General features: G+C 34.2%; 24 protein-coding genes and 1 other annotated feature. Of the genes, 16 read left to right on the forward strand and 8 right to left on the reverse strand.

The window, feature by feature from the left end; genetic code table 11:
* Positions 1-142 precede the first annotated feature (142 nt).
* The 4 genes from ACYSNW_RS15440 to ACYSNW_RS15455 all read right to left on the reverse strand — a co-directional run bounded on the left by ACYSNW_RS15440 (position 143) and on the right by ACYSNW_RS15455 (position 5245).
* Positions 143-886, reverse strand: a complete 744-nt coding sequence (locus ACYSNW_RS15440) for a DNA-directed RNA polymerase subunit omega (RefSeq protein WP_461745995.1) — start codon at positions 884-886, stop codon at positions 143-145.
* Positions 887-1817: 931 nt separating this feature from the next.
* On the reverse strand, positions 1818-2624 hold the full coding sequence (locus tag ACYSNW_RS15445; protein ID WP_461745997.1) for a TPM domain-containing protein: 807 nt from the start codon (positions 2622-2624) through the stop codon (positions 1818-1820).
* Complete coding sequence (locus ACYSNW_RS15450) at positions 2621-3787, reverse strand: TFIIB-type zinc ribbon-containing protein (RefSeq protein ID WP_461745999.1); 1167 nt, start codon at positions 3785-3787, stop codon at positions 2621-2623. Before ACYSNW_RS15450 ends, ACYSNW_RS15445 begins: the two co-directional genes overlap by 4 nt.
* Positions 3788-4012: 225 nt before the next feature.
* On the reverse strand, positions 4013-5245 hold the full coding sequence (locus tag ACYSNW_RS15455) for an SPFH domain-containing protein (RefSeq protein ID WP_461746001.1): 1233 nt from the start codon (positions 5243-5245) through the stop codon (positions 4013-4015).
* Between the two features lie 261 nt (positions 5246-5506).
* Between ACYSNW_RS15455 and tsaB the strand changes: the two genes are divergently transcribed.
* The 6 genes from tsaB to ACYSNW_RS15485 all read left to right on the forward strand — a co-directional run bounded on the left by tsaB (position 5507) and on the right by ACYSNW_RS15485 (position 11074).
* Positions 5507-6223, forward strand: a complete 717-nt coding sequence (gene tsaB, locus ACYSNW_RS15460) for a tRNA (adenosine(37)-N6)-threonylcarbamoyltransferase complex dimerization subunit type 1 TsaB (protein WP_461746003.1) — start codon at positions 5507-5509, stop codon at positions 6221-6223.
* A complete protein-coding gene (gene rimI / locus ACYSNW_RS15465) occupies positions 6207-6749 on the forward strand; it encodes a ribosomal protein S18-alanine N-acetyltransferase (protein WP_461746004.1) in 543 nt (180 codons plus the stop codon). The genes tsaB and rimI (ACYSNW_RS15465) overlap by 17 nt, the downstream gene beginning before the upstream one ends.
* Positions 6750-6760: 11 nt before the next feature.
* Positions 6761-7219: a ribosomal protein S18-alanine N-acetyltransferase gene (gene rimI / locus ACYSNW_RS15470; protein ID WP_461746005.1), complete on the forward strand. Its 459-nt coding sequence runs from the start codon at positions 6761-6763 to the stop codon at positions 7217-7219.
* 9 nt (positions 7220-7228) lie between these two features.
* Positions 7229-8254, forward strand: a complete 1026-nt coding sequence (tsaD, locus tag ACYSNW_RS15475) for a tRNA (adenosine(37)-N6)-threonylcarbamoyltransferase complex transferase subunit TsaD (protein ID WP_461746007.1) — start codon at positions 7229-7231, stop codon at positions 8252-8254.
* Between the two features lie 76 nt (positions 8255-8330).
* Positions 8331-8529 (forward strand) — a binding site (T-box leader).
* 141 nt (positions 8530-8670) lie between these two features.
* Positions 8671-10362, forward strand: coding sequence for an arginine--tRNA ligase (argS, locus tag ACYSNW_RS15480; RefSeq protein ID WP_461746009.1), 1692 nt, complete (start codon positions 8671-8673; stop codon positions 10360-10362).
* Positions 10363-10570: 208 nt separating this feature from the next.
* Positions 10571-11074, forward strand: a complete 504-nt coding sequence (locus tag ACYSNW_RS15485; protein WP_461746011.1) for an HD domain-containing protein — start codon at positions 10571-10573, stop codon at positions 11072-11074.
* A gap of 73 nt (positions 11075-11147) precedes the next feature.
* Here ACYSNW_RS15485 and ACYSNW_RS15490 read toward each other — a convergent pair whose 3' ends face one another.
* Entirely contained in the window at positions 11148-11420 is a 273-nt protein-coding gene (locus ACYSNW_RS15490) for a hypothetical protein (protein ID WP_461746012.1), read from the reverse strand.
* An 857-nt stretch (positions 11421-12277) separates the two neighbouring features.
* A complete protein-coding gene (locus ACYSNW_RS15495; RefSeq protein ID WP_461746014.1) occupies positions 12278-12823 on the reverse strand; it encodes a cysteine hydrolase family protein in 546 nt (181 codons plus the stop codon).
* A 147-nt stretch (positions 12824-12970) separates the two neighbouring features.
* Here ACYSNW_RS15495 and ACYSNW_RS15500 point away from each other — a divergent pair, with 147 nt between their 5' ends.
* Positions 12971-13363 carry an Lrp/AsnC family transcriptional regulator gene (locus ACYSNW_RS15500; protein WP_461746016.1) on the forward strand — a complete coding sequence of 131 codons (393 nt, stop codon included), beginning with the start codon at positions 12971-12973 and terminating at the stop codon, positions 13361-13363.
* Between the two features lie 86 nt (positions 13364-13449).
* Here ACYSNW_RS15500 and ACYSNW_RS15505 read toward each other — a convergent pair whose 3' ends face one another.
* On the reverse strand, positions 13450-14829 hold the full coding sequence (locus ACYSNW_RS15505; protein ID WP_461746017.1) for an MATE family efflux transporter: 1380 nt from the start codon (positions 14827-14829) through the stop codon (positions 13450-13452).
* Between the two features lie 308 nt (positions 14830-15137).
* On the opposite strand from ACYSNW_RS15505, the gene ACYSNW_RS15510 reads away from it, so the two are divergent.
* The 4 genes from ACYSNW_RS15510 (at position 15138) to typA (ending at position 19493) form a co-directional block, all read left to right on the forward strand.
* On the forward strand, positions 15138-16388 hold the full coding sequence (locus ACYSNW_RS15510) for a voltage-gated chloride channel family protein (RefSeq protein ID WP_461746019.1): 1251 nt from the start codon (positions 15138-15140) through the stop codon (positions 16386-16388).
* Positions 16389-16419: 31 nt separating this feature from the next.
* Positions 16420-16695 (forward strand): UPF0223 family protein, encoded by a 276-nt coding sequence (locus ACYSNW_RS15515; RefSeq protein WP_461746020.1) that lies wholly within the window; start codon positions 16420-16422, stop codon positions 16693-16695.
* Between the two features lie 4 nt (positions 16696-16699).
* The gene (locus tag ACYSNW_RS15520; RefSeq protein WP_461746022.1) at positions 16700-17473 is read left to right on the forward strand and encodes an inositol monophosphatase family protein; all 774 of its coding nucleotides are present in this window, start codon (positions 16700-16702) and stop codon (positions 17471-17473) included.
* Positions 17474-17657: 184 nt separating this feature from the next.
* Positions 17658-19493, forward strand: a complete 1836-nt coding sequence (gene typA, locus ACYSNW_RS15525) for a translational GTPase TypA (protein ID WP_461746023.1) — start codon at positions 17658-17660, stop codon at positions 19491-19493.
* A 92-nt stretch (positions 19494-19585) separates the two neighbouring features.
* On the opposite strand, the gene ACYSNW_RS15530 is transcribed toward typA, so the two are convergent.
* Entirely contained in the window at positions 19586-20365 is a 780-nt protein-coding gene (locus ACYSNW_RS15530) for an ABC transporter ATP-binding protein (RefSeq protein ID WP_461746025.1), read from the reverse strand.
* A 154-nt stretch (positions 20366-20519) separates the two neighbouring features.
* Here ACYSNW_RS15530 and ACYSNW_RS15535 point away from each other — a divergent pair, with 154 nt between their 5' ends.
* The 5 genes from ACYSNW_RS15535 to ACYSNW_RS15555 all read left to right on the forward strand — a co-directional run bounded on the left by ACYSNW_RS15535 (position 20520) and on the right by ACYSNW_RS15555 (position 25323).
* Positions 20520-21089, forward strand: coding sequence for a YceD family protein (locus ACYSNW_RS15535; protein WP_461746027.1), 570 nt, complete (start codon positions 20520-20522; stop codon positions 21087-21089).
* A 56-nt stretch (positions 21090-21145) separates the two neighbouring features.
* Entirely contained in the window at positions 21146-21325 is a 180-nt protein-coding gene (gene rpmF, locus ACYSNW_RS15540) for a 50S ribosomal protein L32 (protein ID WP_202059633.1), read from the forward strand.
* A gap of 214 nt (positions 21326-21539) precedes the next feature.
* Complete coding sequence (gene gndA / locus ACYSNW_RS15545) at positions 21540-22961, forward strand: NADP-dependent phosphogluconate dehydrogenase (protein WP_461746028.1); 1422 nt, start codon at positions 21540-21542, stop codon at positions 22959-22961.
* A 164-nt stretch (positions 22962-23125) separates the two neighbouring features.
* Positions 23126-23812 (forward strand): response regulator transcription factor, encoded by a 687-nt coding sequence (locus ACYSNW_RS15550; protein ID WP_461746030.1) that lies wholly within the window; start codon positions 23126-23128, stop codon positions 23810-23812.
* Positions 23809-25323: a HAMP domain-containing sensor histidine kinase gene (locus ACYSNW_RS15555; RefSeq protein ID WP_461746031.1), complete on the forward strand. Its 1515-nt coding sequence runs from the start codon at positions 23809-23811 to the stop codon at positions 25321-25323. The genes ACYSNW_RS15550 and ACYSNW_RS15555 overlap by 4 nt, the downstream gene beginning before the upstream one ends.
* Positions 25324-25950 lie beyond the last annotated feature (627 nt).

Below are 25950 nucleotides of genomic sequence, written 5' to 3' on the forward strand. Positions count from 1 at the left end.
TTTACTTTTTACTGTAATTAAGATATAATTAATTTACATTATGATAATAGATACAAAAAGACACCAACGAATGCAATCTTCCCCAAGATTTAAGCAGAAAACGTTGGTGTTTTTCATTATTTTTTTTAAAATTTGTCTTTGACTACTTGTTTTGACTAAGAATTTGATCTGATTTATTGGCTGTACTAGAGACATCTTGACGAGCTTTTTCTAATTTATTAATATATTCCTTAAGTCCAGTGATTTGGTTAGCGGCATCAGCTAATTGTCTTTGAGACTCATCGTATTGAGTTTGTAATTGATTTTTTTGATTTGTTAATTCATTAATATTTTGATTTAAAGAATTGATTTCTTGATTTTTACTATCAACTTCACGTTGTTTTTCAGATACTTTTTGGTTTCCTTCTTCAATTTTTTGCTGAATTTCTATGTCTTTTTGTTGTAATTCAGCAATTTTTTGTTGGATTTCTCCTGCTTTTTGCTGAATTTCTTGTTGTTTATTATTCACTTCTTGCTGTTTGTTATTTAATTCAGCCTTTTTGTTATCTAACTCTGATTGTAAAGAATTGATTGTTCCTTGTAACTGGCTTTTTTCATTTGTTAAATTATTAACTTGGGTCTTTAAGTTAGTCAGCTCTGAATCATTTTGAGAGAGTTGATTTTTCTTATTTGTAACTTCTGTATTTAAATCAGCAATTTTTTGGCTTTTCGCACCCAGTAATCCATTTAGTTCATCTAAGTTATTATTTATCTTTTCAATATTTGCTTCTCCGCCCCAAGAAAGAATACTTTCTGCAGCTGTTTTTAGACCAAATAATGTTAGGGGAGCAATAAACAAAATACTTACAATAATAAACGATAATCTACTTTTTAGTTTCTTTTCCAATAATAGCACTTCTTTCTTTTTTTTTAAATTCAATTTATCCTAATACTTTTCGATTCAATAGTCAACTCGTTTGCAAGTGAGGTTTACAAAGAAGTTGGATATTTATTTATTTTATAAAAGTAGCTAGTGTTTTAAAGGAATCACTTGTTATAAGGGAATATTGAAGAAAAATTTAGAATAATAAGCGTATTTATTATGGATATTCATGTAGAATTAAAAAGTAAAAGAGAAAAAAATCACTAATTTACTACTAATTTACTTATGTTATCCTATTTGACTTGTGTGAAGATGCACAGTTATTTTTATTTTTTTTATAAAATGTGGGATAAAATACAAAGATATTTTCCCGCTAAAAACAAATGTAATTTTTTTTATTATATAAAAAAAAAAAAATAAAATAGAAAAAATGAGAACTTTTGACTAGTTAAACGAGTTTTAAAAAAAATAGTGTGTTTTTTTATTTTGCTTAAAGTTCAGTACGTAGTAAATAAAATGTATTTACTAGGTTGTTTTTTTCTTTCTTTAAATAATGTAAAGAACTCTTTTTTCTTGTGAATAAATATTTATTTTAAATTATACTATTTATACTATTTTAACAAGTCTATTTGTAAGAAATATCATTAAATTCAATTTTGAAAAGTGCTACTAAATGCGAAGAATAGAAGATTGATCTTTGACGAAAGTGTTTAGTTTCAATTATTAAGCGACCAATTGTGAAAAGTTTTTTTTAATTTTAAATTATTGAATAGTGTTGTTTAAAGTTACATTTTTTTTTTACAATAGAAAAAAGTCAAAACAAAATGAAAAAATGTTGTTTTGACTTTAATAATTAATGAATATTTTGAAAATAATTTAAAATATTGAACTTTTAACAAGTGGTAGTAACAACGTTTCTTGAGGTTAGCAATAGTTTTTAACTAGTTAATAAAGTCTAAAATCCGCGACTTCCGCCACCAAAAGTCCCACCACCGGTACTGTGTGTTGTACTTCCACCACCACCAGAACCACCACCGCCAGATTTGTTTCGAGGGATTCGGCGCGTTGTGACAAAGGAATTAATCAAACGATCTTCCTTGGTCGAGAGGGATAAAGAAGATTTCTCTCTAAATGGATATTTGTAACTACCAAATTTCAATTGATATTTTGAAACACTGATTGCAAAGAAAGCGCCACTAATAATAATTGCAACAACCAATGCTACAATAATTTTTGTTGTTGTTAACGTACGATAGCGAGTGATTTTACCAGTTTCACTATCAATTCGATAATGACCACCAGGAACGCCTTTTTCAAAGTTTTGATCAACACTTGTTAAAAAAGAGTTAGCTGCGCTAAGATAATTTCCTGCTCGCATACTTGGCTCGATACCATCTAACGCAGTATCAACTCGACTATCAGTAAAATAATCAATCATATTCCCAGAGGTTGAGATTGCAAAGTTGTGTTGATTCATATCAATATAGAAGGTGATACCATTTTCATCTTTCCCGATTTTATCAAGCATAAAATAATCTGCTGCTCGCTGTGAATCAATATCATTTGAATCATCCGTTAGAATAAAAATACTCGCTTTTGTCTTTTCTTCTAAGCTCGTTATCTTTTGCTGTAGTTGAGTAATTTCTTCTGTAGAAAATAATCCTGCTTGATCATCAATCGAGTCACTTTGAGCCTTAGAAATTAAAGGAAAAGAGCAGAAGAAAAATAAAATCATAAATAGTGAGAAACTTAATTTTTTCATAGTAAGTAACCTCCAATTAAAAAGAGGATTAGTACAATCGCGAATACCCCAAAGGTAAATAACCCTAAACGTTTATAACTTACAGGTAAAACCCCGCTCACTTTACCTGTTTGACCATTCATTGCATAATAATAAACCTTTTTGGATTGTTCATTACTACGATAAGTGACTAACCAAACTGGTAATAGCATATAATGATTTTTCTCATCTTGAATAGTGACCGAACTTCGTACCTTGGAAAGTGTGGTATAACCTGAAGCAGTGTCTTGTAGTAAAGATTGTGCATAATCTTTCAATTCATCTTGAACAGAATCTTTTAGCTCGATATATTCAATATCACGTTTTTCAGCTTGAAAACCGGCCAAATACTGACTCTTGAATGGAATCGCCTTATCTAGCAAAAAGGGTTGCACGCCTTCAACCATTTTTTGTTGAACATTTTTAGAAAGAGCATTTTTAATCAATTCTTTAAATGATAATTTACCCGCTCGAGTAACATCGTATTGCTTAGTCTCTGTATATTCAATATCTCCAATTTGCCAAATTCGAATCGAGGTTCCCATTGCTTGCAACTCACCAGTCATTTTTGCATCCACGACCCAATAGGGGAAATAAACGCCAGTTAGTTTTTCAATTTGTTGTTTATCGAAGAAGTTTTTAGGAACAAACCATTTTTTCTTTGTCCATGATAAAAATTTTTCGATAGCTTCTTCTTTTTCAATCGCAAAAGGGAGTACACTCTCAGGAGAAAAGTCGCCGCTTAAACGACCTGACAAAACAACTGGATTATGACAATAGTAACAATAAGTTGCTGCAGTCGTCGCATCAGTTACGATTTCGGCACCGCAACTTGGACATAAGAAAAGCTCCATTGCTCCTTCTAAGGTATCTTCTGTTGCAGTATCTGTTCCAGTCGCTTCTTTAAAAACGGATTCGTCTGCACTAGACATCGTTTCTTTTTGTTGTTCGGCTGTATAGGTATCTGTTTCGTTTGAAGCTGTCGCTTGCTCATCTAGACGAGCTTCTCTTTGAGCTTTTTCATAGGACGTAACTTCATCTTCCGTATAGATACTAAGACAGTAGTTACAATGAAATTTCTGATCTTTAGGATCAAAGACTAAGGGCCCATCACAATTAGGGCATTTATGAGTAAGTGTGTCCATCCATTGAATTCCTTTCTATTCTATTAGTTGGTGCATAAAAAATAGTGGCATAAATGAAATCATTAAAATAAGAAATAAATAAAGAAAAAGTTTAACTATTGCAAAAAATTCGTTTAACAAAAAAATGATTTCTCTGTCCACTATTTGATTTAAAAATTAGAGGCTGAAACAATCATCAACTGACTTTGTTTCAACCTCTCCGATTTTAATAAAACGTTATTTGATTTAGATTGGGATTCCTTGGAAAGGTTTGCCGCAATGCGGACAGAATTTTGGAATGCCATTTGATAAATCAACCACTTCGCTACATTCGCTACATTTCATCTCTAATTTTGGTTTATCATTAGTTGGTTTTGGTGTTCCACAATTTGAGCAGAATTTACCTGTATTTTCAGTTCCACATTGTGGGCAAGTCCAAGTATCCGCAGCGCCTTGAGCGGCTTGTTGGTTTTGTTTTTCCTGCATTTGTTGTTGATTGTTTTGTGAAGATTGAGCAAAATAATTACCACCTGTATTCATGCCCATGTTCATACCCATAAATCCGTTCATAGCACCGCCTTCATTGCTTCCAGCAGCCTCCATTCCACGAGCCATCGCGCCTTGAACATATCCTTCACGAACACCAGGATCACTTAACATTACTCCTTGATTTCGCATATTGATTAATTTTGTTGAATCATCAGTGTATGAAATACTTGCGACAGCGACAGCCACGACTTCCATACCGCGAAGTTCACGCCAGCTATCATCTAAAACAGTTGACATATACTTACTTAATTCTAGACTTTTAGAAGGAACATAAGAGATACGTTCGCCATTGGCTGACATTTGACTAATTGCTGATTGTAATGCAGTCAAAAACTCTGCCAAGTATTGCTCATTGATATCATTGATATCTACTTGTGTTTTATTTCGAGGAATCGCATTTGTGAAAAATAACAATGGATCCGTAATTTTGATTGAATAATTACCATGAGCACGTAAAAATAATTCAGCATTGTAAAAATTATCGAAATAGTTTAAAGGTGAAGAGGTACCAAATTTAATGCCTTTAATTTCTTGTAAATTAATATAGAATACTTCTTGTTTTTGAGGAGTTACGCCGCCAAATTTAAAGCGATCGAAAGATTCAGAAATTGCATCTTTTAACGAACCATTAAGGGCAGATGGTGCAGAATCATTTTTAATTGTATAGTAGCCTTCCTCAGCAGTGTAATCAATGATTTTCCCACCATCGACTAAAATCATCATCATATTTGGATAAACATGAACAACAGAACCATCCGTTAAAACGTCCTGCGTTCCTTTTCGATTTGAATTTCGTTTATCATTTTTTCGAACTGTAACCCCTTTAGTCATTACAGTTGTATCACTCATATTATCTGGTTCAATAATCTCTAACCATTGATCAGCTAAACCGCCGCCAACAGAACTTGCTGCTGCTTTTATCAATCCCATCTAACTCATACCTCCTAATTGATTATTAAAATAATTATACCATAGATGATTCAAATGAAAACAAGACTAAAGTAGTATTGTAATAATATTCTTAGTGTTTTTTGAAAAAATTTGTAAGCTAAAAATAAGTTAGTGTAGAAATTTATGATAGAGACGGTTCTATTTTCGTTTTTGCGTTTCGCAATTATCATCCACCTCTTTTACCAAAGAGTAAAATATGCTACAATAAATCGGACTCTACAATGGAAGGAACGAGACTTTGTGCGACTTTTAGCCATCGATACATCTAACCAAACATTAACACTTGCCGTTTCTGAAGATCAACAATTACTAGGCGAGTATACAATAACCGTAAAAAAAAACCATAGCTTATCCTTGATGCCGGCGATTTCTAATTTGGTTTCAGCTGTGGGCTTATCCCCACGCGATTTAGACCGCATCGTAGTAGCAAAAGGACCTGGTTCATATACAGGCTTAAGGATTGGCGTTACAACTGCTAAAACATTAGCCTACACAATGAAGAAAGAATTAGTCGGAATTTCTAGTTTAAAAACACTTGCGGCTAATTGTATGTTAGTAAAAGGACCAATTGTTCCTCTGTTCGATGCCAGAAGAAATAATGTTTATACTGGCTGTTACGAATATCAAGATGGTATTTGTGCCAACACCATCGCAGACCAACACATTTCTCTTGAAAAATGGTTAGAGCAGTTGAAAGAATTGCCTTCTGTTTATTTTGTTGGAGAAGATGTGGGAAAATTTCGAGATATTATTCAAACTACATTACCAAATGCGACATTTAACGAGGTTCCTGCTTGGCAAATTCCATCTGGACGAGTACTTGCTGAATTAGGCAGATTAGCGGAGCCTGTTTCGATTCATGATTTTTTACCAGACTATTTAAAACGTGTGGAAGCAGAAGAAAATTGGTTGAAAGATCATACAGATGAGGGCCAAAATTATGTTGAAAAAATTTAATCCTTTTGAACGAATCTTAGCAATGTTTACTTCTGAAGAACAAGAAACGGTAGAAAAAACCGTAACAATTTTAAACGAGAACTATACGATAAGAAAAATCACTTTAAATGACATCAAAGATTTATTGGCTATTGAACGAGAAGTTTATTCTGGCGAGATGCCTTGGACAAAAAGCGCTTTTGTCTCCGAATTGAAAACCGCTAAACCAAATCTCTATCTATTGATTGAAAAAGAGGGGAAAGTCATTGGTTTTATTGGTTCTCGCATCATCAAAAACGATGGACACATCACAAATTTAGCTGTACATACCACTTATCAAGGCAGAGGAATTGCAACACTATTAATTAAAGAAGTCAAAAAATTTGCCAAACAACACGAGTGTGAAACTATGTCATTAGAAGTTCGTTTAAGTAACAAAAATGCGCAACGACTTTATCGTAAAATGGGTTTTGTGTCGCGAGCTATCCATCGAAATTATTATGATGGGGATAAAGAAGATGCTTTGGAAATGGTTTTAGATTTATAATGGAAAACGAAATGAAAATATACCGAAAAGAAGAGATTGAGGGAATTGATTTACCGTTAATTTTATGGGAACTTTGTCAAAATGCTTATAAAGATGGTTCACCTTGGTCAAAAGAGCAATTTTTAGCGGATTTAAAACTTGAATATAGTCATTACCTTATAATAATGAAAGAAAATCAGTATGTGGGTTTTGTTAGTTGTCATCTTATTTTAGATGAAGCCGAAATAACGCATGTGGCTATAAAGCAAGTATTTCAATCCCAAGGCTATGGCAAACAACTAATAAAAGAACTCAGCGAATCGTTAAAACAAAAAGAAATTCAACAATTATTCTTAGAGGTTCGCTGCTCGAATAGAGTGGCACAAAAATTGTATCAAAAACAAGGGTTTGAAGAAATAGCCATACGTAAAAATTATTATTCGCATCCAAAAGAAGATGCACTAATTATGTGTTTAAAATTAAGGAAGTGAAACCAGTTTATGTCTTTTTTTAAAAAGGAACGAAAATTGATCCTAGCAATCGAAAGTAGCTGTGATGAAACCAGTGTTGCTGTAGTGGAAGATGGCAATAAAATTTGTTCTAATATTGTGGCTTCTCAAGTCAAAAGTCATCGTCGCTTTGGTGGTGTGGTCCCTGAAGTTGCAAGTCGGCATCACGTAGAAGAAATCACGTTATGTATTGAGGAAGCATTAGAACAAGCAAATGTAACAACGACTGATTTAAGTGCTGTTGCAGTGACTTATGGACCAGGTTTAGTTGGCGCGTTGTTGATTGGAATTTCTGCTGCCAAAGCGTTTGCTTGGGCCAATGACTTACCGTTGATTCCCGTCAATCATATGGCAGGACATATCTATGCGGCAAATTTTGTCGAACCTTTAAAGTTTCCTTTACTAGCGTTGCTTGTAAGTGGCGGACACACCGAGTTAGTGTACCTAAAAGAATCAGGTTCGTTTGAAATTATTGGTGAAACGAGAGATGATGCTGCTGGAGAAGCTTACGATAAAGTAGGGCGTGTCTTAGGACTTTCTTATCCAAGTGGGAAAGAAATTGATCAACTCGCTCATCAAGGGCAGGATACCTACCATTTTCCGCGAGCAATGCTGAAAGAAGATAATTATGATTTTAGTTTTAGTGGGTTGAAAAGTTCCTTTATCAATTTAGTTCATAATGCGGAACAAAGAGGAGAAACACTGTCTGTTGAAGATTTAGCTGCCAGTTTCCAAGCTAGTGTTATTGAAGTGTTAGTCACGAAAACAATTCGCGCATGTAAAGAGTATCCCGTCAAACAACTGATTTTAGCGGGAGGGGTTGCAGCTAACCAAGGATTAAGAACGACTTTGAAGGAAGCATTAGCGAAAGAACTACCAGAAATCACATTTATCGTTCCACCATTAAATCTTTGTGGTGATAATGCAGCGATGATTGGTAGTGCTGCTTTTATGGAAGTAGAACAACAACACGTTGCCGATTACACGCTAAATGCCAATCCTAGTTTGACCTTTTAAGGAATAAAAATCGTTAAATATTCTTAGTATCACTAGGCAGTTACTAAAAAATTTGCTATAATAAACCCAGTTTCATACTGATTTGATGAAAAAGAGAGTACTTCGTTTTTAGTCAGCCAAGCGATTTCGGGAAGGTGAAAGCCGAAAATGACGAAACTTAGGAAACGCACTTAAGAGAATTTGCATTAGCAGACGGTTATCTGCCGTTATCAGATAAAGTGGGCCCATTTTTTCTGGGCAAATAGAGTGGTACCGCGGGAAATCTCGTCTCTGATGTTTATTGACATCAGAGACTTTTATTTTGTCCTATTATTTGTTCCATTCTGATACTATTAAGCCAAAGAAAAAACAATTTATTGAAAATTGATAACTAATCATTGATTCAGTTCTATTTAAATATTCTAGGAGGAAACCACGTGAACAACAAAGAAATCGTAACAAAAGCCATTTATGAAGTAGTGAAAGATGATTTAACACTAGAAGAAGTCTTTCAGTTACTAGAAAATCCAAAATCGGTTGATCATGGAGATGTAGCTTTTCCCGCTTTCTCTTTAGCGAAAGTCTATCGTAAAGCACCACAACAAATTGCTGCTGATTTAGCAGAAAAAATTGATCGCAAAGACTTTGAAAAAATCGAAGTCGTTGGTCCTTATTTGAACTTTTTCATGAATAAAGCAGCAGTTAGCCAAGCGGTTATTGGTCAAGTTTTGAAAGAACAAAATCATTATGGCGATAGCTCAATTGGTGAAAATGGTGAAGTGCCGATTGATATGTCTTCACCTAATATTGCAAAACCAATTTCAATGGGACACTTACGTTCTACAGTTATTGGAAACTCAATTGCGTTTATTTTAGAAAAAATTGGTTACGCACCTGTTCGAATCAATCATTTAGGCGATTGGGGGACGCAATTTGGGAAACTAATTGTTGCCTATAAAAAATGGGGTTCTGAAGAAGCGGTTAAAAATGCACCAATCAATGAATTATTGCGATTATATGTTCAATTCCATGAAGAAGCTGAAACGCAACCAGAGTTGGAAGATGAAGCACGTGCGTGGTTTAAAAAATTAGAAGAAGGGGATCAAGAAGCCTACGATTTATGGCAATGGTTCCGTACAGAGTCATTAAAAGAATTCGATAAAATTTATTCTATGTTAGAAGTATCATTTGATTCTTATAATGGTGAAGCCTTCTACAACGATAAGATGGATGAAATTGTAACGATGCTTGAGGAAAAACATCTGTTGCAAGAAAATGATGGGGCAGAAATCGTTGATTTATCTGCTTACGATTTAAATCCAGCCTTAATCAAAAAATCAGATGGTGCAACATTATATATCACTCGTGATTTAGCAGCAGCTCTTTATCGTAAACGTACGTATAATTTTGCTAAAGCATTATATGTTGTAGGGAATGAGCAATCAAATCACTTCAAACAATTAAAAGCTGTTTTAAAAGAAATGGGCTTTGATTGGTCAGATGATATGACACATGTTCCATTTGGCTTGATTACACAAGGCGGGAAAAAATTATCGACTCGTAAAGGGAAAATCGTTTTATTAGAAGAAGTGCTTAATGAAGCGGTTCAGCTAGCAAGTAATCAAATTACCGAAAAAAATCCTGATTTAGCGGATCGTGAAACCGTTGCGAAACAAGTTGGGATTGGCGCGGTTATTTTCCATGATTTGAAAAACGATCGTTTGAATAATTTTGATTTTGTGTTAGAAGAAGTCGTTCGTTTTGAAGGTGAAACTGGTCCGTATGTTCAGTATACACATGCGCGTGCAATGAGTATTTTGAGAAAAGCTGATTTTGTTCCAGATAAAACAAAAGCTTATGCGTTGAATGACAAAGATAGTTGGGAAGTCATCAAATTAATCCAAAAATTCCCTGAAACAGTGGTACAAGCAGCTGAAAAATATGAACCATCAGTGATTGCTAAACATGCGATTCAATTAGCGCAAGCGTTTAATAAGTATTATGCGCATGTCAAAATTCTTTTAGATGATGAGCAAAAAGAAGCTCGTTTAGCTTTAGTTTATTCTGTAGCAACAAACCTAAAAGAAGACCTAAGACTTCTTGGGTTACATGCTCCGAATGAAATGTAATCAGAATGATTCGTTTTCCGTTCTTACTTTTAGTTAAACTATTTTAGTCGTAAAGATTACGTTATTATGACAATTGCCAGTGAGTTATAAAGCAATTATTAAACTTTCTTTACGTAATTCTAAAAACATAGTAATTCTAAATTAAAGGTGCTATACTTTCATCAAGTTATCGTAGATGTCGCTTAAAGAAAAGGTGGAACCAGAATTAATGACTGAAAAATGGCGTGAAGATCAAGAATATATGTCGTATGTAGAAGATTTACTAGCAACCGAAGAAGTACAACGCTTAGGTGATTATACACAGCATGTTCATTCAACTCGTTTAGAACATTCAATCAGTGTTTCCTACCATAGTTATAAATTAGCCAAAAAATGGAACGGCGATGCTAGAGCAACCGCTCGTGCAGGTTTATTACATGACTTATTTTACTATGATTGGCGTACAACCAAGTTTGATGAAGGCTCGCATGCCTATATGCACCCAAGAATTGCCGTGAAAAATGCAGAAAAATTAACAGAGCTTTCTGATTTAGAGCGTGATATTATTCTTAAACATATGTGGGGAGCAACGATTGCCCCGCCGAAATATAAAGAAAGCTATATCGTTACAATGGTAGACAAATATTGTGCGATTAAAGAAGCTTCAGAACCAATGACTCAAAACTTAAAAACAAAGTGGAAACAATATTTTGGCCGTGAACAATCGGTTTAATTCCTAAGAATTGAATAAAAATGAAACGTAAGCAAATGAGACGCTACTCTTGCTTACGTTTTTTTATGCGTTTCTATACTGAAATTTTTCTTCTTTGCATCATCTGTCTCACAATTATTTCACTTTTGGTTAGTACGTCTTCAAAGTCATTTGAAAAAATCTGATGCAACTGCGCGTAAGAATAATACCTCATTCGTATATCTTTCTTATTTTTCGTTGTTTTCTCATCAAAAAATTCATCTAAATAGACTAACGATTTCTGCCATGACCTTAACTTAATCAATTCACTTTGCACATCCAAAATATCTTGATAGGGGACCACCTTCAAATGCTGTTCTTTACTCATTTTGCTACTTCCTTCCCATTTTTTTGTTGAGCCAAACAGGAAAATAAAAAAAGATCAGACCTATTTGTGCCTCATCATGTGCAATAGTTCGCCAAAGAAAACGTAAAATCGTCAAAAAGAAGAAATAATTTGCCAAATGTACTAGTCAAATTCCTCAAAATTAAGTACAATAAAACATGCGGGTACTTCGGTACGCGCTATCGGCAACTCGGATAAGCAGTGGTTGCTGCGTATTCGGGGCCTTGCAACATGATTCTAGTCAGGTTGTAAGGTGCCGTTTTTTATTTTGCTATTTTTAATAAACATTTATAGAATAGAAATAAAAAAAGGTATTGGCGTGGTGTCCAATACCTAAATCAGTCAATAATAGTAGCTTGAAGAAACCTAGCTTCTTCTTGTGTTGTGTGTCAAAAAAAGGTACAACGAAAAAAGCTAATGCTACGCTATTGTTGGCATCCTTGGATAGACAGTGGTTGCTGTTTTCAAGTCGTTTTCAGTTCGGTTCTAGCCAAATTGAAAAAGTGCCAAATGATTAAATTGTCTGAAGGTTAAGTGTGCATTCTAATGAAAAAGCTTACTCAATCGTTTATTTCTATTCTATACACTAAGTGGAAATAACATTAGTTTAAGGATCAAGGGAAATAAGAGATGAAACGAACAAAAAGTCATTTAATTCTGCTTCAAGAAATTCTTACTTATTTACCCTTAATAAAAGTAAGGTCAAGTATCGTTAGATAAATAATTAAAACTGCGTAGTAAATGTTGAATTAAATCAATCGACATTTTCACTACACAGTTTGAACGAATATTATTTTTCAGAACATTTACGAGCCTTAATTATTCTGTTGCTTGAAAAGTTAGTTAACATCTAAGAAATCAGTGACAGTCATCACTTCGGAAAAACTGCTCAAAGCGCTAAAAAATGCTGTTTGTACATCATTCATTGAGACCATTTTTGAATTGAAATTCAAGCTTCTTGTAGTACAACCATCACTGATTAAAATGGGTTCGTAGCCCAATTCTTTTGCAGCTCTGGTTGTTGAATCTACGCACATATGCGTCATCATTCCGACGATAACCACTTTGTCAACGTTCTCTTGTTTAAGCTTATTTTCTAAATCAGTATTCAAAAAACTGTTTGGAAATTGCTTAACAATTAAATGATTGCTAGTTGCAATGGGAAAAAGATCCGCATGTATTTCTGCTCCAAAACTTCCTTTTCTAAAAAAAGCACTTTCTGCATCATTTATATGTTGAACAAGATAGATTGGTAAAAGATTTCTTTCAAAGAACTCTTTTATAGTTATAATATTTGCTAGTGTTTGAGACGTGTTTTCAAGAGCCATTTGTCCCCCTTCAAAATAATCGTTTTGAATATCGATAATAATTAATCCTAATTTCATATTATTTCACCTCGTATAATTGATGAGTTTATTTTATTATATTTACAGAAGATAAGTAATTGATGAATGAAAAAATAGACCAAAAAAACTTAAAGATTGAAAAATAATAGACAAGATTATTTTCAAGATGAAAGGAATGAATTTTAGATGGACCATTTAGATAAAAAAATAATAAAAATGCTTAAAGAGAATTCAAGAGAATCCCATAAATCAATTGGTGAAAAAATTCATTTAACAGGACAAGCAGTGGGGGTAAGAATAAAAAATTTAGAAGAGTCAGGAGTGATTCAAGGCTATACAATAAAAGAAAAAATAAGCAGAGTTCAATTAATCACGGTATATATGAATTCGACGAATTTTGAACAGTTCGAAAATTTTATTAAGCAGTCTGACAAAGTTGAGGAATTCCATAAAATCAGTGGGGATGGTTGTTACTTTATTAAAACTAGTTTTAGCGAAGAGGAGTTAGATCCTTTTTTAACTAAATTAGCCAATTATGCTCGGTACAAAATTAATACCTCAATAAAAACAATACGATAAAAAATAAGCAACGAAACATTAAGATTCTTCCCAGAATTTTTATGCTTTGTCGCTTATTTATATACATTCATTGTTTTCAAAAAGACCTAATCTAGAAACTTAACGGGTTCTTCAACCGTGCCAGCTTCTTTTTCTGCTTCTAGTTTCTTCAATCGTTTCATCGCTTTTAGATATGAAGTAAACAAAACGAAAACCGAACCAGCCCAAGCAAGTGGTGAGGCTAAAGCAGCGCCAAGGAAGCCAAAGAGAGCGGTTAGAAAAATAGCAGCGAAAGAACGCATCACTAATTCCATAATCCCAGCAATTGTTGGAATAACACTTTGTCCCAATCCTTGAAGGGTATATCGTAGAATAAATAAAATAGCTAAAATCCAATACATACTTCCATTAGCAATAAAATAAGTCTGAGAAAGATTTAAGACAGTAGTCTCTTGTCCACTAATAAATAAAGTGACCAGTTGTTTACCAAAAATAATCATGATTCCGCCTGCCAATAAGCTGAAAGAAATACTCATTACTAAGCATTGTTTAACACCTGTTAAAATACGGCCAAATTTCTTAGCACCATAATTTTGTGCCGTGAAAGTTGCCATCGCAATTCCGAATGACATCATTGGCTGAACAGCGAATTGATCGATTTTTCCCGCAGCTGCTTGAGCAGCTACCGCATCGGTCCCCAAACTATTGACTGCAGCCTGTAAAATAATCGCGCCAATTGCGATAATCGATGATTGAAAAGCCATCGGTAAGGCAATATTTAAATGCGTGCGAAATTCACTTTTATCCAGTTTAAAATCCTTTTTCCTTAATTGAAGATTCGGAATTTTAACATAAATATAAATGATACATAAAATACTCGCAACAATTTGCGCAGTGACCGTGGCAACTCCAGCTCCAGCTACACCCATATGAAAATTAATAATTAAAATAAGATCTAAAACAACATTGATGACACAAGCAATCATCAAGAAGAATAAGGGAGTACGACTGTCACCAAGAGCGCGAATTACATTTGATAATAAATTAAACGCAACTGCAGCAAAAATTCCAAATAAAATAATGGAGATAAAAATTTGCGCATCATCAATGATTTCGGTAGGCGTTCGCATCAGAACAAGCATCGGACGAACAAAAATAAGACTGACGATGGTCAAAATAACCGTTATGATAGCGCTTATAACAATACCTGTAGCAAAACTCTTTTTCACGCCACGATAATCTTTACCGCCAAATCGTTGAGAAGTAATAATTGATAATCCAGCTGTCAGACCTTGAGCAAAACCAAGGATCAAAAAAGTAATACTACCTGTTGAACCCACTGCCGCTAAAGCATCTTTTCCTAACGTTTGCCCCACAATAATCATATCTGCCATATTATAAAACTGCTGAAAGATATTACCAATTAATAACGGAATTGTAAAATAGAAAATCAATTTTGCTGGATTGCCATGTGTTAATTCTTTCAAAAAAAGCATCCTTTCTTTAGTTATAGAATATAAAAGTATAAATAAAATATAATTTCATTTTCATACTAGCATATGAAGACTAATTTGCAAGTCTAAAAGAGTAACAAACGGCAATTAATATAGAAGGTGATATTTCTAATTAGATAGCAGAAATATAATCACTGGAAAATGACTTGTGATTTATTAAAAACAAAGGTATATTTTTAAAAGAACCTATTAGAAACTTAGCCAAATTGATTGAAGATAAAACAATAAATGTTTTTTTAAAAGATATTTTAATGATAATTATACGAGATAAGGAGTTTAGGATGGAAAAAGAATGGATGAAACCAATTAAAATAGGGATTTACATGGGCAAATGGTTGCTTATTTCACTTGTTATTGGATTAATTATGGGCTGCTTATCTGCTTTTTTCTTATTAAGTTTGGATTTTGTGACAAAAGTACGACTCGCTCATCCATGGTTACTATTTTTATTACCAATCAGCGGTGCAATTTTTGCTTTTCTATATTTAAAATACGGTAAAAATTCAAATCGTGGCAACAATTTGGTGATTGATCAAGCCAATGGTGGAAAAGAAGAAATTCCGTTACGTTTGATTCCACTCACTTTATTCGGTACAATCACCACGCATCTATTTGGTGGTTCCGTTGGGCGTGAAGGAACAGCGGTTCAAATGGGGGGCACAGTTGCTAGCAATGTGGGGCGTTTATTTAAATTATATAAGAGTGAAAGAGAAATTGTGATTATTTGTGGGATTAGTGCAGGATTTAGCTCCGTTTTTGGAACGCCTTTAGCTGGAACGATTTTTGCATTAGAAGTTTTAGTGATCGGTCGTTTGCGTTCAGATGCACTATTTCCCAGTTTCTTTGCTGCTTTTTTTGCTAATTTTGTTACCGAAATGTTTGGTGTTACTCATACACATTATTCAATGGGAGCGATTCCTGATTGGTCAGCTCTTTTATTTGTTAAATTACTGGTTGCAGGGGTTTGCTTTGGACTTGTTGGCTGGCTGTTTAGTCGCTCAATTGTTTATTTGAAAAAAATTTATACAAAATGGATTATTGATCCTGTACTTAGAAATTTTATCGGTGGAGCAATCGTTGTTTTGTTTGCGCTAATTTTGCAAACGCAACGCTATCTAGGGCTAAGTTTACCTTTATTGGAAGCAGCCTTTAATGGAACAAGTCATTCATTTGATTTTATTGGAAAATTATTCTTTACTGTTTTATCATTAGGTGCAGGGTATCAAGGAGGCGAGGTTACGCCTTTATTTGAAATCGGTGCTACTTTGGGAAGTACATTAGCACCAATTTTACAGCTTTCGATTCCTTTTTTGGCTGCTTTAGGTTTTATTGGTGTTTTTTCAGGAGCCACCAATACACCAATTGCTTGTTTTATTATGGGAATCGAATTATTCGGTAGCCAAGCCGCGCTCTTTTTCTTTTTCATTTGTGTGATAAGCTATATGTGTTCAGGAAACTCAGGAATTTACGTAGCACAACAAGTTGAAATCGAAAAAGGAATTTTATTTATACCGAGATTTAGTAAAAAATAAATGATGTTTAACTGACAGTTAGGAGAAATCTATGAATGATTATCAATATCCCCTGGATTTAGATTGGACGACAGAAGAAATGGTTATTGTTACAAATATGTGGACGGCAGTTGAAAAAGCGAATGAGTCGGGAATCCAAATAGACATTTTTATGACAACCTATAAAAAGTTTAAGGAAGTTGTCAAAAGTATTGGAGAAGAAAAACGTTTAGGAAATGAGTTTGAGAAAGTTTCAGGTTATTCTTTGTATCGAACCGTTCAACAAGCAAAAAAAACAACCAAAGGATTGCTTAAAATAGGAGGCTAAGAAAATGGAGACAGAAAATTTAGTTGCTGAAATAAAGCAATGGCTCAATCAAGCTGCTGAGAATATCCGTAAGAATTTAAACCAAGAAATTCAAATTTCACAAAAGCAGAACCGTACTGATTTAGTAACGAATATAGATGAAGAAACACAAGCCTTTTTTATCGCAAAAATTAAAGAAAAGTATCCTAATGATCGCATTTTAGCTGAAGAAAAAGGCTTTGATACGATTGATTCCTTAGCTGGAAGAGTTTGGATTATTGATCCAATTGATGGGACATTAAATTTTGTTTTGGAAAAAGAAAACTTTTGTATTATGCTGGCTATTTTTGATGAAGGAATTGGTCAATTAGGATTTATTTATGATGTGATGCAAGACCAACTTTATTGGGGCGGCAAAGGATATGGCGTTTATTGCAATCAAACCAAAATATCTGCACCCGAAAATTTAACTTTGTCTGAAGGTCTTTTGGGAATGAATGCTTATATGCATGGCGACAATGTTCATCAAGCAACAATAATTGGTAAAAAAAGTATGGGTGTACGAATCAGCGGTTGTGCAGGCTTAGAATTTATTTCAATGCTAAAAGGAAATCATATTGGTTATCTGTCGAACTTAAGTCCGTGGGATTATGCGGCGGGAATTGTACTGATCGAAGAATTTGGCTTTAAATTTGCGAATATCGAAGGTGGGCCACTGCATTTTGCAGGACGTGAATACTTTTTAGCTGCGACCAATAAAGCGTTTGATCAAATGTTAGCGTTACTTGGAAGTCACTAATAGAGAGAAAAAGAACCACTTTCTTTCTTAAAAATCAGTGTTTTTTCATAGAAATCGTGATAAATATGGCTGTTTTCAAAACTTTTGAAAACTTTAGACTATATTTCATGAAAAAAATTTGTTATAATAAACAGTCGGATTTAATGAACAAGTAACGTAAGGCAAAAGATAAGGAGCAAATACATTGAAATTCAGAGAAGATATTCGTAACGTAGCAATCATCGCTCACGTCGATCATGGTAAAACAACATTAGTAGATGAATTATTAAAGCAGTCTGATACATTAGATGGACATACACAATTACAAGAACGTGCAATGGATTCAAATGCAATTGAAAGCGAACGTGGAATCACGATTCTAGCTAAAAATACAGCAGTTGATTACAAAGGAACTCGTATCAATATTTTAGATACACCAGGACACGCGGACTTCGGTGGTGAAGTAGAGCGTATCATGAAAATGGTAGATGGTGTGGTTTTAGTTGTTGATGCGTATGAAGGAACAATGCCGCAAACACGTTTCGTATTGAAAAAAGCGCTAGAACAAAAAGTAACACCTATCGTCGTTGTAAATAAAATCGATAAACCATCGGCTCGTCCAGAACACGTTGTTGATGATGTTTTAGAATTATTTATCGAATTAGGCGCAGATGATGATCAATTGGATTTCCCAGTTGTTTATGCTTCTGCTTTAAATGGAACATCAAGTGATTCTGATAATCCAGCTGATCAAGAGCCAACAATGGCACCAATTTTTGACCAAATTATTGAACATGTACCAGCACCAATCGACAATTCAGAGGAACCATTACAGTTCCAAGTATCTTTGTTGGACTACAATGATTATGTCGGTCGTATCGGAATCGGACGTGTTTTCCGTGGCACGATGAAAGTGGGCGATCAGGTTGCCTTAATGAAACTTGATGGCAGTGTTAAAAACTTCCGTGTAACTAAAATCTTTGGTTTCTTTGGCTTGCAACGAGTTGAAATCAACGAAGCAAAAGCTGGCGATTTAATCGCGGTTTCTGGAATGGAAGACATTTTCGTTGGAGAAACTGTAGCTGACGTGAATCATCAAGAAGCATTACCAATTCTGCATATTGATGAACCAACACTACAAATGACATTTTTAGTGAATAATTCACCATTTGCTGGACGTGAAGGTAAATTTGTCACAGCTCGTAAAATTGAAGAACGCTTAATGGCTGAATTGCAAACAGACGTATCTTTACGTGTCGAACCAATTGCGCCAGATGCTTGGACTGTTTCGGGTCGTGGAGAATTGCACTTATCAATCTTGATTGAAAATATGCGTCGTGAAGGCTATGAATTACAAGTATCTCGTCCAGAAGTTATTGAACGCGAAATCGATGGCGTAAAATGTGAGCCTTTTGAACGTGTACAAATCGACACGCCAGAAGAATATATGGGTAGTGTAATCGAATCTTTGAGTTTACGTAAAGGTGAAATGCAAGATATGATTCATACTGGGAATGGTCAAATCCGTTTGATTTTCCTAGCTCCTGCTCGTGGACTGATTGGATATACCACTGATTTCTTATCAATGACTCGTGGCTATGGTATTATGCATCATACATTTGATCAATACCTACCAATGATTAATGGTGTAATTGGCGGACGTCATCAAGGCGCGCTAGTTTCTATTGATACAGGTAAAGCAACCACTTATAGTATTATGAGTATTGAAGAACGTGGAACAGTTTTTGTTGAGCCTACAACCGAAGTATACGAAGGTATGATTGTCGGAGAAAATAACCGTGATAATGACTTAACAGTAAATATCACTAAAGCGAAACAAATGACGAACGTTCGTTCAGCAACGAAAGACCAAACATCTGTCATCAAACGTCCTAAGAAATTAACGTTAGAAGAATCACTAGAATTCTTGAATGACGATGAATATTGTGAAGTAACACCAGAAAGCATTCGTTTAAGAAAACAAATTCTAAACAAAAACGAACGTGAAAAAGCAAGTAAAAAGAAGAAAAAAGCTGATTAAACAAGACATTATCTTATAAAAAAGACATTTACCGATTGCAATGCAGTTGGTAAATGTCTTTTTTTCATAATCTATTCTGTAAAATTAAGTTACTATTTAGGATAAACGGCGATACGATCATTTTTTAAAGAAACTAATTGGATCGGTTCGTCATAAAATGTTGTTAAGTACTCAGTTGAAAACAAATCATTTTGAGTCCCTTCAGCAAAAATCTTCCCATCTTTTAATAGAAGTAAATGTTCAAAACAAGAAAGAATTTCTTCAGTATGATGGGTTACGTAAATCAGATTTGGACTGTCTTTTTGGTCAGCGATTTGTTGAATTTGAGCCAATAACTTTTCTCGTGCAAACAAGTCTAAGCCGTTACAAGGTTCATCTAAGATTAACAGCTCTGGATGGGTCATTAAAGCTCTTGAAATTAAAACTAATTGACGCTCACCTTGAGATAAAACGCCATAGCTTTTTCCAATTAGAGATTCGCCCCCAGCTTTAATCAAAATTTCTTTTGCTTCGTCCAAATCACTTTCTGTATAAGACTCATAAATACCAATACTAGCAAATTTCCCTGATAAAACAGTATGTTCTGCACTCTCTGAATTTTTCATACGATACTGCAAAGCCGTGCTAACCCACCCGATACGTCGTTGTAAATCAGGGATGGAGGATTTACCGAAAACTTGCCCCAAAACCTCTAAACGTCCTTTGGTAGGCCAAAGATAACCGGTAATTAATTGTAAAAGCAATGTTTTTCCTGCTCCATTTAGCCCTAAAATTGCCCAATTTTGATTTGCTTCGATTGTCCAATTTATGTTATTTAACAAAAATTTGTTTTCTCGAATGAATGAAACATCTTCAAATTTCAATACGCTCATAATCCCACTCCTTTTTATTCTATTTTACCATTGATCATAAAAATAGAACAAAAAAATTTGCAGAACCATTTTTAGAAAATGCTAGAAAGAAAATTTCATTGACAAAGTTTTCATCCCCCTGTATAATTGCTTTTGTTGCTTAGGAGTGATGAATATGAAATGGTCTTTATTAGAACTAAATAAATATAAAGATAATCCATTAGAATTTTCGGAAACATTAGAACTGAAAAACTCTTTGATGAAAAGAGATAGTATGATTTTAGATGTAAGTCCAGTCAAGGTTTCAGGATTATTGACAGTGGGAAAAGATGAGTACTTGATCCATTATAAGATCGATGTTATTGTAACTGTACCTTCTTCACGTTCATTGACCCCTGTTCCACTTAAGATGGTAATCGATGTGGATGAAGTCTTTATGACTAAGGAACAATTCGACCAAAGAGATGAACGTTTTTCAGAAGAAGAAGTAATTCTTTTAGAAAAACCAACAATCGATTTGGACGAGTCGGTAGAAGATAATATTTTATTGTCAATTCCGATTCAAGTTCTGACTGAAGAGGAGCAAGAATCTCACGATTTACCAAAAGGTGATGATTGGGAAGTTCTTTCAGAAGAAGATTATCTGCGCCAAAGGGAAGAACACGCACAACAAACAGTGGATCCTCGTCTTGCAAAATTATCTGAATTGTTTAGTGAGTCAACTGAAGAAAAAGATGACAAGTAAGATTGGAATATATTGTGCATTCGTTGCACACATTTGTACAAGGAGGTGGAACAACAATGGCAGTACCAGCTAGAAGAACGTCGAAAGCTAAAAAAGCAAAACGTCGTACACACTACAAATTAACAATCAAAGGGTTGAACGCATGTTCAAACTGTGGCGAAATGAGAAAAAGCCATCACGTATGTCCAGCATGTGGACACTACGACGGTAAAGATGTAATGTCTAAAGAAGCATAAGACATTTTTTAGAAAATGTTGAATCCCCAAGGCTAACCATGGAGCCTTGGGGATTTTTTTAAAATGATATGTTCGTATTTTCATTCTATTTTCATAAATTTTATCAATCTGATAAACTATTTTGTTTTCATATAAAAGATTCTAAGTTATAATGATAAAGAATTGTAAGAAAATTCTAATGAAATTTTCTTTAAACATCGTAGGAGGATAAATGATGACAAAACAACAATTTGGCGTAGTCGGAATGGCTGTAATGGGTAAAAACTTAGCTCTAAACATTGAAAGTAGAGGATACTCTGTTTCATTATTCAACCGGACAGGTGCAAAAACAACTGAGGTTGTTGAAGAGCATCCGGACAAGAATTTTAAAGCAACTTACACAATAGAAGAGTTTGTTGATTCGATTGAAAAACCACGTCGAATTATGTTGATGGTTAAAGCTGGATTTGCGACAGATGCAACGATTCAAGAATTATTACCTCATCTTGATAAAGGTGATATCTTAATCGATGGTGGGAACACATTCTTTAAAGATACAATGCGGAGAAATGAAGAATTAGCAAATTCAGGAATCAATTTTATCGGAACAGGGGTTTCTGGTGGAGAAGAAGGGGCGCTTAAAGGACCGTCTATTATGCCAGGTGGACAAAAAGAAGCTTATGAATTGGTTGCACCGATTTTAGAAAAAATTTCTGCAAAAGCGGAAGATGGCGAACCATGTGTGACTTACATTGGTCCAAATGGTGCAGGTCATTATGTAAAAATGGTTCATAATGGTATCGAATATGGAGATATGCAACTAATCGCTGAATCCTATGATTTAATGAAACAACTTTTGGATCCAACAGATGAAGAGTTAGCAGCGATATTCAAAGAATGGAATAGCGGCGAACTTGATAGCTACTTAGTTGAAATTACAGCTGATATCTTAACTAGAAAAGATGATGAAGGCACAGGCAAACCGATTGTGGATGTCATTTTAGATGCGGCTGGTAATAAAGGAACGGGTAAATGGACAAGTCAAAGTGCACTTGATTTAGGTGTACCACTACCGTTGATTACTGAATCAGTATTTGCTCGTTTTATCTCAGCTTATAAAGAAGAGCGAGTGAAAGCTAGTAAAGTACTTACAGGACCTAACGTTTCTGCTTATGATGGTGATAAAGCTGAATTAATTGAAAAAATTAGAGAAGCGCTGTATTTCAGTAAAATCATGAGTTATGCGCAAGGATTTGCACAACTTAGAGTTGCCTCTGAAGAATATGATTGGAATCTGCCATTTGGTGAAATCGCTAAAATTTGGCGTGCAGGATGTATTATTCGTGCAAGATTTTTACAAAAAATCACAGATGCATACGAAAAAAACCCTAGTATTGAAAATCTATTATTAGATGATTACTTTGTTGATATTACTGAAAAATATCAACAATCATTACGTGATGTTGTAGCACTGGCTGTTAAAGCGGGGATTCCAGTTCCAACATTTTCTTCTGCAATTTCTTATTATGATTCTTATCGTTCTGAGCGATTACCAGCTAATCTTATCCAAGCGCAAAGAGATTATTTTGGCGCACATACGTATCAACGCACGGATAAAGAAGGTACGTACCACTATAATTGGTATAACGAAGAATAATCGGCAAGAAACCATGAGAACATTGACTGTTTCGTGGTTTCTTTTTTTCATTATATTCTGGTATTTTTTGTAAAAAGGCATTTGTACTAGCTTTTTCACAAAAAAGTAGGTATAATTGATGAGCTTTAAGATAGTCTGTTAATATAGAAAGGAAAAATAATCGAATGAGTAATATTCTTATAATTGAAGATGAAAAAAACTTAGCTCGCTTTGTTGAATTAGAATTGAAGCATGAAGGATATACAGCGGAAGTGCATTCTAATGGACGAACTGGTTTAGAAGCAGCTTTGAATGGTGAATGGGATGCTATTTTGTTGGATTTGATGTTACCTGAATTGAATGGTTTAGAAGTTTGTCGTCGAATTCGCCAAGTTAAAAATACGCCAATTATCATGATGACAGCTCGTGACTCAGTGATTGATCGTGTTTCTGGTTTGGATCATGGTGCGGATGATTATATTGTTAAACCTTTCGCTATAGAAGAATTGTTAGCTCGTTTACGAGCATTACTTCGCCGTATTGATATAGAAGGCGATAAAAATGTGGCCAAACAAACAACGATTACTTACCGTGATTTAACGATTGAAAAAGAAAATCGTGTAGTACGCCGTAATTCTGAAATGATTGAACTGACAAAACGTGAGTATGAATTATTACTGACTTTAATGGAAAATGTTAATGTCGTTTTAGCGCGTGATGTATTACTGAATAAAGTTTGGGGTTATGAAACAGAAGTCGAAACTAATGTTGTTGATGTTTACATTCGTTATTTACGTAACAAAATCGACGTCCCAGGCGAAGAAAGTTACATCCAAACTGTGCGTGGAACTGGTTATGTGATGCGCTCGTGAGAAGATTCAAATTTAAAAAAAAGCAAGAAAAAGAACTGAAGGGGCCTTCCTTAACAATTAAGTGGGCCTTTGCAAGTTCTTTCTTCATATTTGTTGTCTTCACTATTTTCGCTGTAATCACTTATCAATCCTCTGTTAATCTGATTGTTGATAAAGAGCGTGAAAATGCAGAACGAACTGTTGCAGAAGTTGCCCTTAGATTATCGGAATCTGATAAAGAGTTAACCGTCACAGAAGTTTATGAACAGTTGCGAGCATCTTCTGTTAATGAAGACAATTTAACAATGAATAAGTTAGCTGTTGAAGGCTCTCTATTTGAATTAGATACCATGCTATCAGAATTGGGGCAACCGTCTTTATTTTTATCTGTCTATGATTCGAGTGAAAAATTAATTTTTGAGACACAAAAAACGAAAAATAAATTATTACAAAAGGAACAAGAAAAACCAGTAATAAAAACGATTGATGATAAAACTGGATTTTTAATTATTCATCCTGTTGTATCAAAACAAAGCAGAGAACGAATTGGATATATTCAAGCTTTTTATGAACTATCCTCTTTTTATGAAATCAAGAACCATCTATTAGTGACTTTAATCATTCTAGAACTGATTGCCTTAGTGGTTAGTAGTATATTGGGGTTCATTTTATCTTCTTATTTCTTAAAACCTTTAAAAGTATTAAGAGATACAATGGATACTATCCGAAAAGATCCACAATCAAATATTCACATGCCGGATATTCATTCGAATGATGAACTAGCGGATATAGCAGAGATTTTTAATGAGATGTTGGATCGCATGAGACGCTATATTGAACAACAAGAACAGTTTGTAGAGGACGTTTCTCATGAATTAAGAACGCCTGTTGCTATTATCGAAGGTCATTTAAGCTTATTAAATCGATGGGGAAAACAAGACCCAGAAGTTTTGGATGAATCGTTAGAAGCTAGTTTACAAGAAATTGTTCGAATGAAAAGTTTAGTACAAGAAATGCTAGACTTGTCTCGTGCAGAACAAGTAGATGTTCAGTATTCAAATAGTACGTCAAATGCAAAACAAGTAGTGTATCAAGTATTTAATAATTTTAAAATACTGTATCCTGATTTTGCAATAACTTTAGATGATGACCTGTTCAGTGAAGTTACCTTGGGAATTTATCGAAATCACTTTGAACAGCTGTTGATTATCATTTTAGATAATGCTGTAAAGTATTCTACTAAACGGAAAGAAGTTCATATTTCAATTTCTAGAACATTCAATGAATTTGAAATTGCTATTCAAGATTTTGGGGAAGGGATTCCTAAAGAAGATTTAAATAAAATTTTCAATCGATTCTATAGGGTAGATAAGGCTAGAGCACGCGACAAAGGTGGTAATGGTTTAGGTCTATCAATCGCAAAACAATTAGTTGAAAATTACGGTGGACGAATTGATGCAGAAAGTGTTGTACATCAAGGAACGATTTTTAGAATATTCCTTCCGATTGTAGAGTCGGAGAATGAAAATTAATTAGTTGAAATGATATAGAAGCATTGAGCAACTCAATAATCAGTTGCTCAATGCTTTTTTTATTTATGGAAATATAAATAATTAGAATGAATATTTCACGTTTCATTTAAGTTGTTTTAAGCTTTTTGACAATCAAACCAAGCGTAAAAGCGAACAAAAAATGTGTAGAAAGCGAGTTTGTTCGCGCTTGAAAAAAAATCAAAATTCGTGCGATTTTTAGTTGACCTACAACGAATTTATTGATATATTATTACTTGTCGCTAGGCGGGAAACACAAAGCGCTAAGTGATTGCAAAAATCAAGTCATCAAAAACAATTTTTAATTTCAAAAAAAGTTGTTGACAAATGATGAGAAACTTGATAAGATATAAAAGTTGCTGGCGAGACAAACAGCAAGAAATTGAATAACAAACAAGTTGTTCAAAAACATTGAAATATCAACAAAAAAGTTGTTGACAAATAACGAATAAGTTGATATGATATAACAGTTGTCGCTGATAAAGTGATAACAAATCGAAACAAACTACTAAAAAGTTTTTTTAAAAAGTAGTTGACATCGAAAAAGAGACATGATATAATTTAGAAGTTGCCGCACGGCGACTTAAGTAGACCTTTGAAAACTGAACA

The organism is Enterococcus sp. LJL99 (assembly GCF_054871725.1).

Coding starts and splice junctions, on each gene's coding strand:
- ACYSNW_RS15500 (WP_461746016.1), top strand. CDS start 12,971: ATGGACCATTTAGATAAAAAAATAATAAAAATGCTTAAAGAGAATTCA.
- ACYSNW_RS15445 (WP_461745997.1), bottom strand. CDS start 2,624: ATGAAAAAATTAAGTTTCTCACTATTTATGATTTTATTTTTCTTCTGC.
- ACYSNW_RS15490 (WP_461746012.1), bottom strand. CDS start 11,420: ATGAGTAAAGAACAGCATTTGAAGGTGGTCCCCTATCAAGATATTTTG.
- gndA (WP_461746028.1), top strand. CDS start 21,540: ATGACAAAACAACAATTTGGCGTAGTCGGAATGGCTGTAATGGGTAAA.
- ACYSNW_RS15530 (WP_461746025.1), bottom strand. CDS start 20,365: ATGAGCGTATTGAAATTTGAAGATGTTTCATTCATTCGAGAAAACAAA.
- ACYSNW_RS15485 (WP_461746011.1), top strand. CDS start 10,571: ATGACTGAAAAATGGCGTGAAGATCAAGAATATATGTCGTATGTAGAA.
- tsaD (WP_461746007.1), top strand. CDS start 7,229: ATGTCTTTTTTTAAAAAGGAACGAAAATTGATCCTAGCAATCGAAAGT.
- rimI (WP_461746005.1), top strand. CDS start 6,761: ATGAAAATATACCGAAAAGAAGAGATTGAGGGAATTGATTTACCGTTA.
- ACYSNW_RS15515 (WP_461746020.1), top strand. CDS start 16,420: ATGAATGATTATCAATATCCCCTGGATTTAGATTGGACGACAGAAGAA.
- rimI (WP_461746004.1), top strand. CDS start 6,207: ATGTTGAAAAAATTTAATCCTTTTGAACGAATCTTAGCAATGTTTACT.
- ACYSNW_RS15535 (WP_461746027.1), top strand. CDS start 20,520: ATGAAATGGTCTTTATTAGAACTAAATAAATATAAAGATAATCCATTA.
- ACYSNW_RS15550 (WP_461746030.1), top strand. CDS start 23,126: ATGAGTAATATTCTTATAATTGAAGATGAAAAAAACTTAGCTCGCTTT.
- ACYSNW_RS15510 (WP_461746019.1), top strand. CDS start 15,138: ATGGAAAAAGAATGGATGAAACCAATTAAAATAGGGATTTACATGGGC.
- rpmF (WP_202059633.1), top strand. CDS start 21,146: ATGGCAGTACCAGCTAGAAGAACGTCGAAAGCTAAAAAAGCAAAACGT.
- ACYSNW_RS15455 (WP_461746001.1), bottom strand. CDS start 5,245: ATGGGATTGATAAAAGCAGCAGCAAGTTCTGTTGGCGGCGGTTTAGCT.
- ACYSNW_RS15450 (WP_461745999.1), bottom strand. CDS start 3,787: ATGGACACACTTACTCATAAATGCCCTAATTGTGATGGGCCCTTAGTC.
- ACYSNW_RS15495 (WP_461746014.1), bottom strand. CDS start 12,823: ATGAAATTAGGATTAATTATTATCGATATTCAAAACGATTATTTTGAA.
- ACYSNW_RS15520 (WP_461746022.1), top strand. CDS start 16,700: ATGGAGACAGAAAATTTAGTTGCTGAAATAAAGCAATGGCTCAATCAA.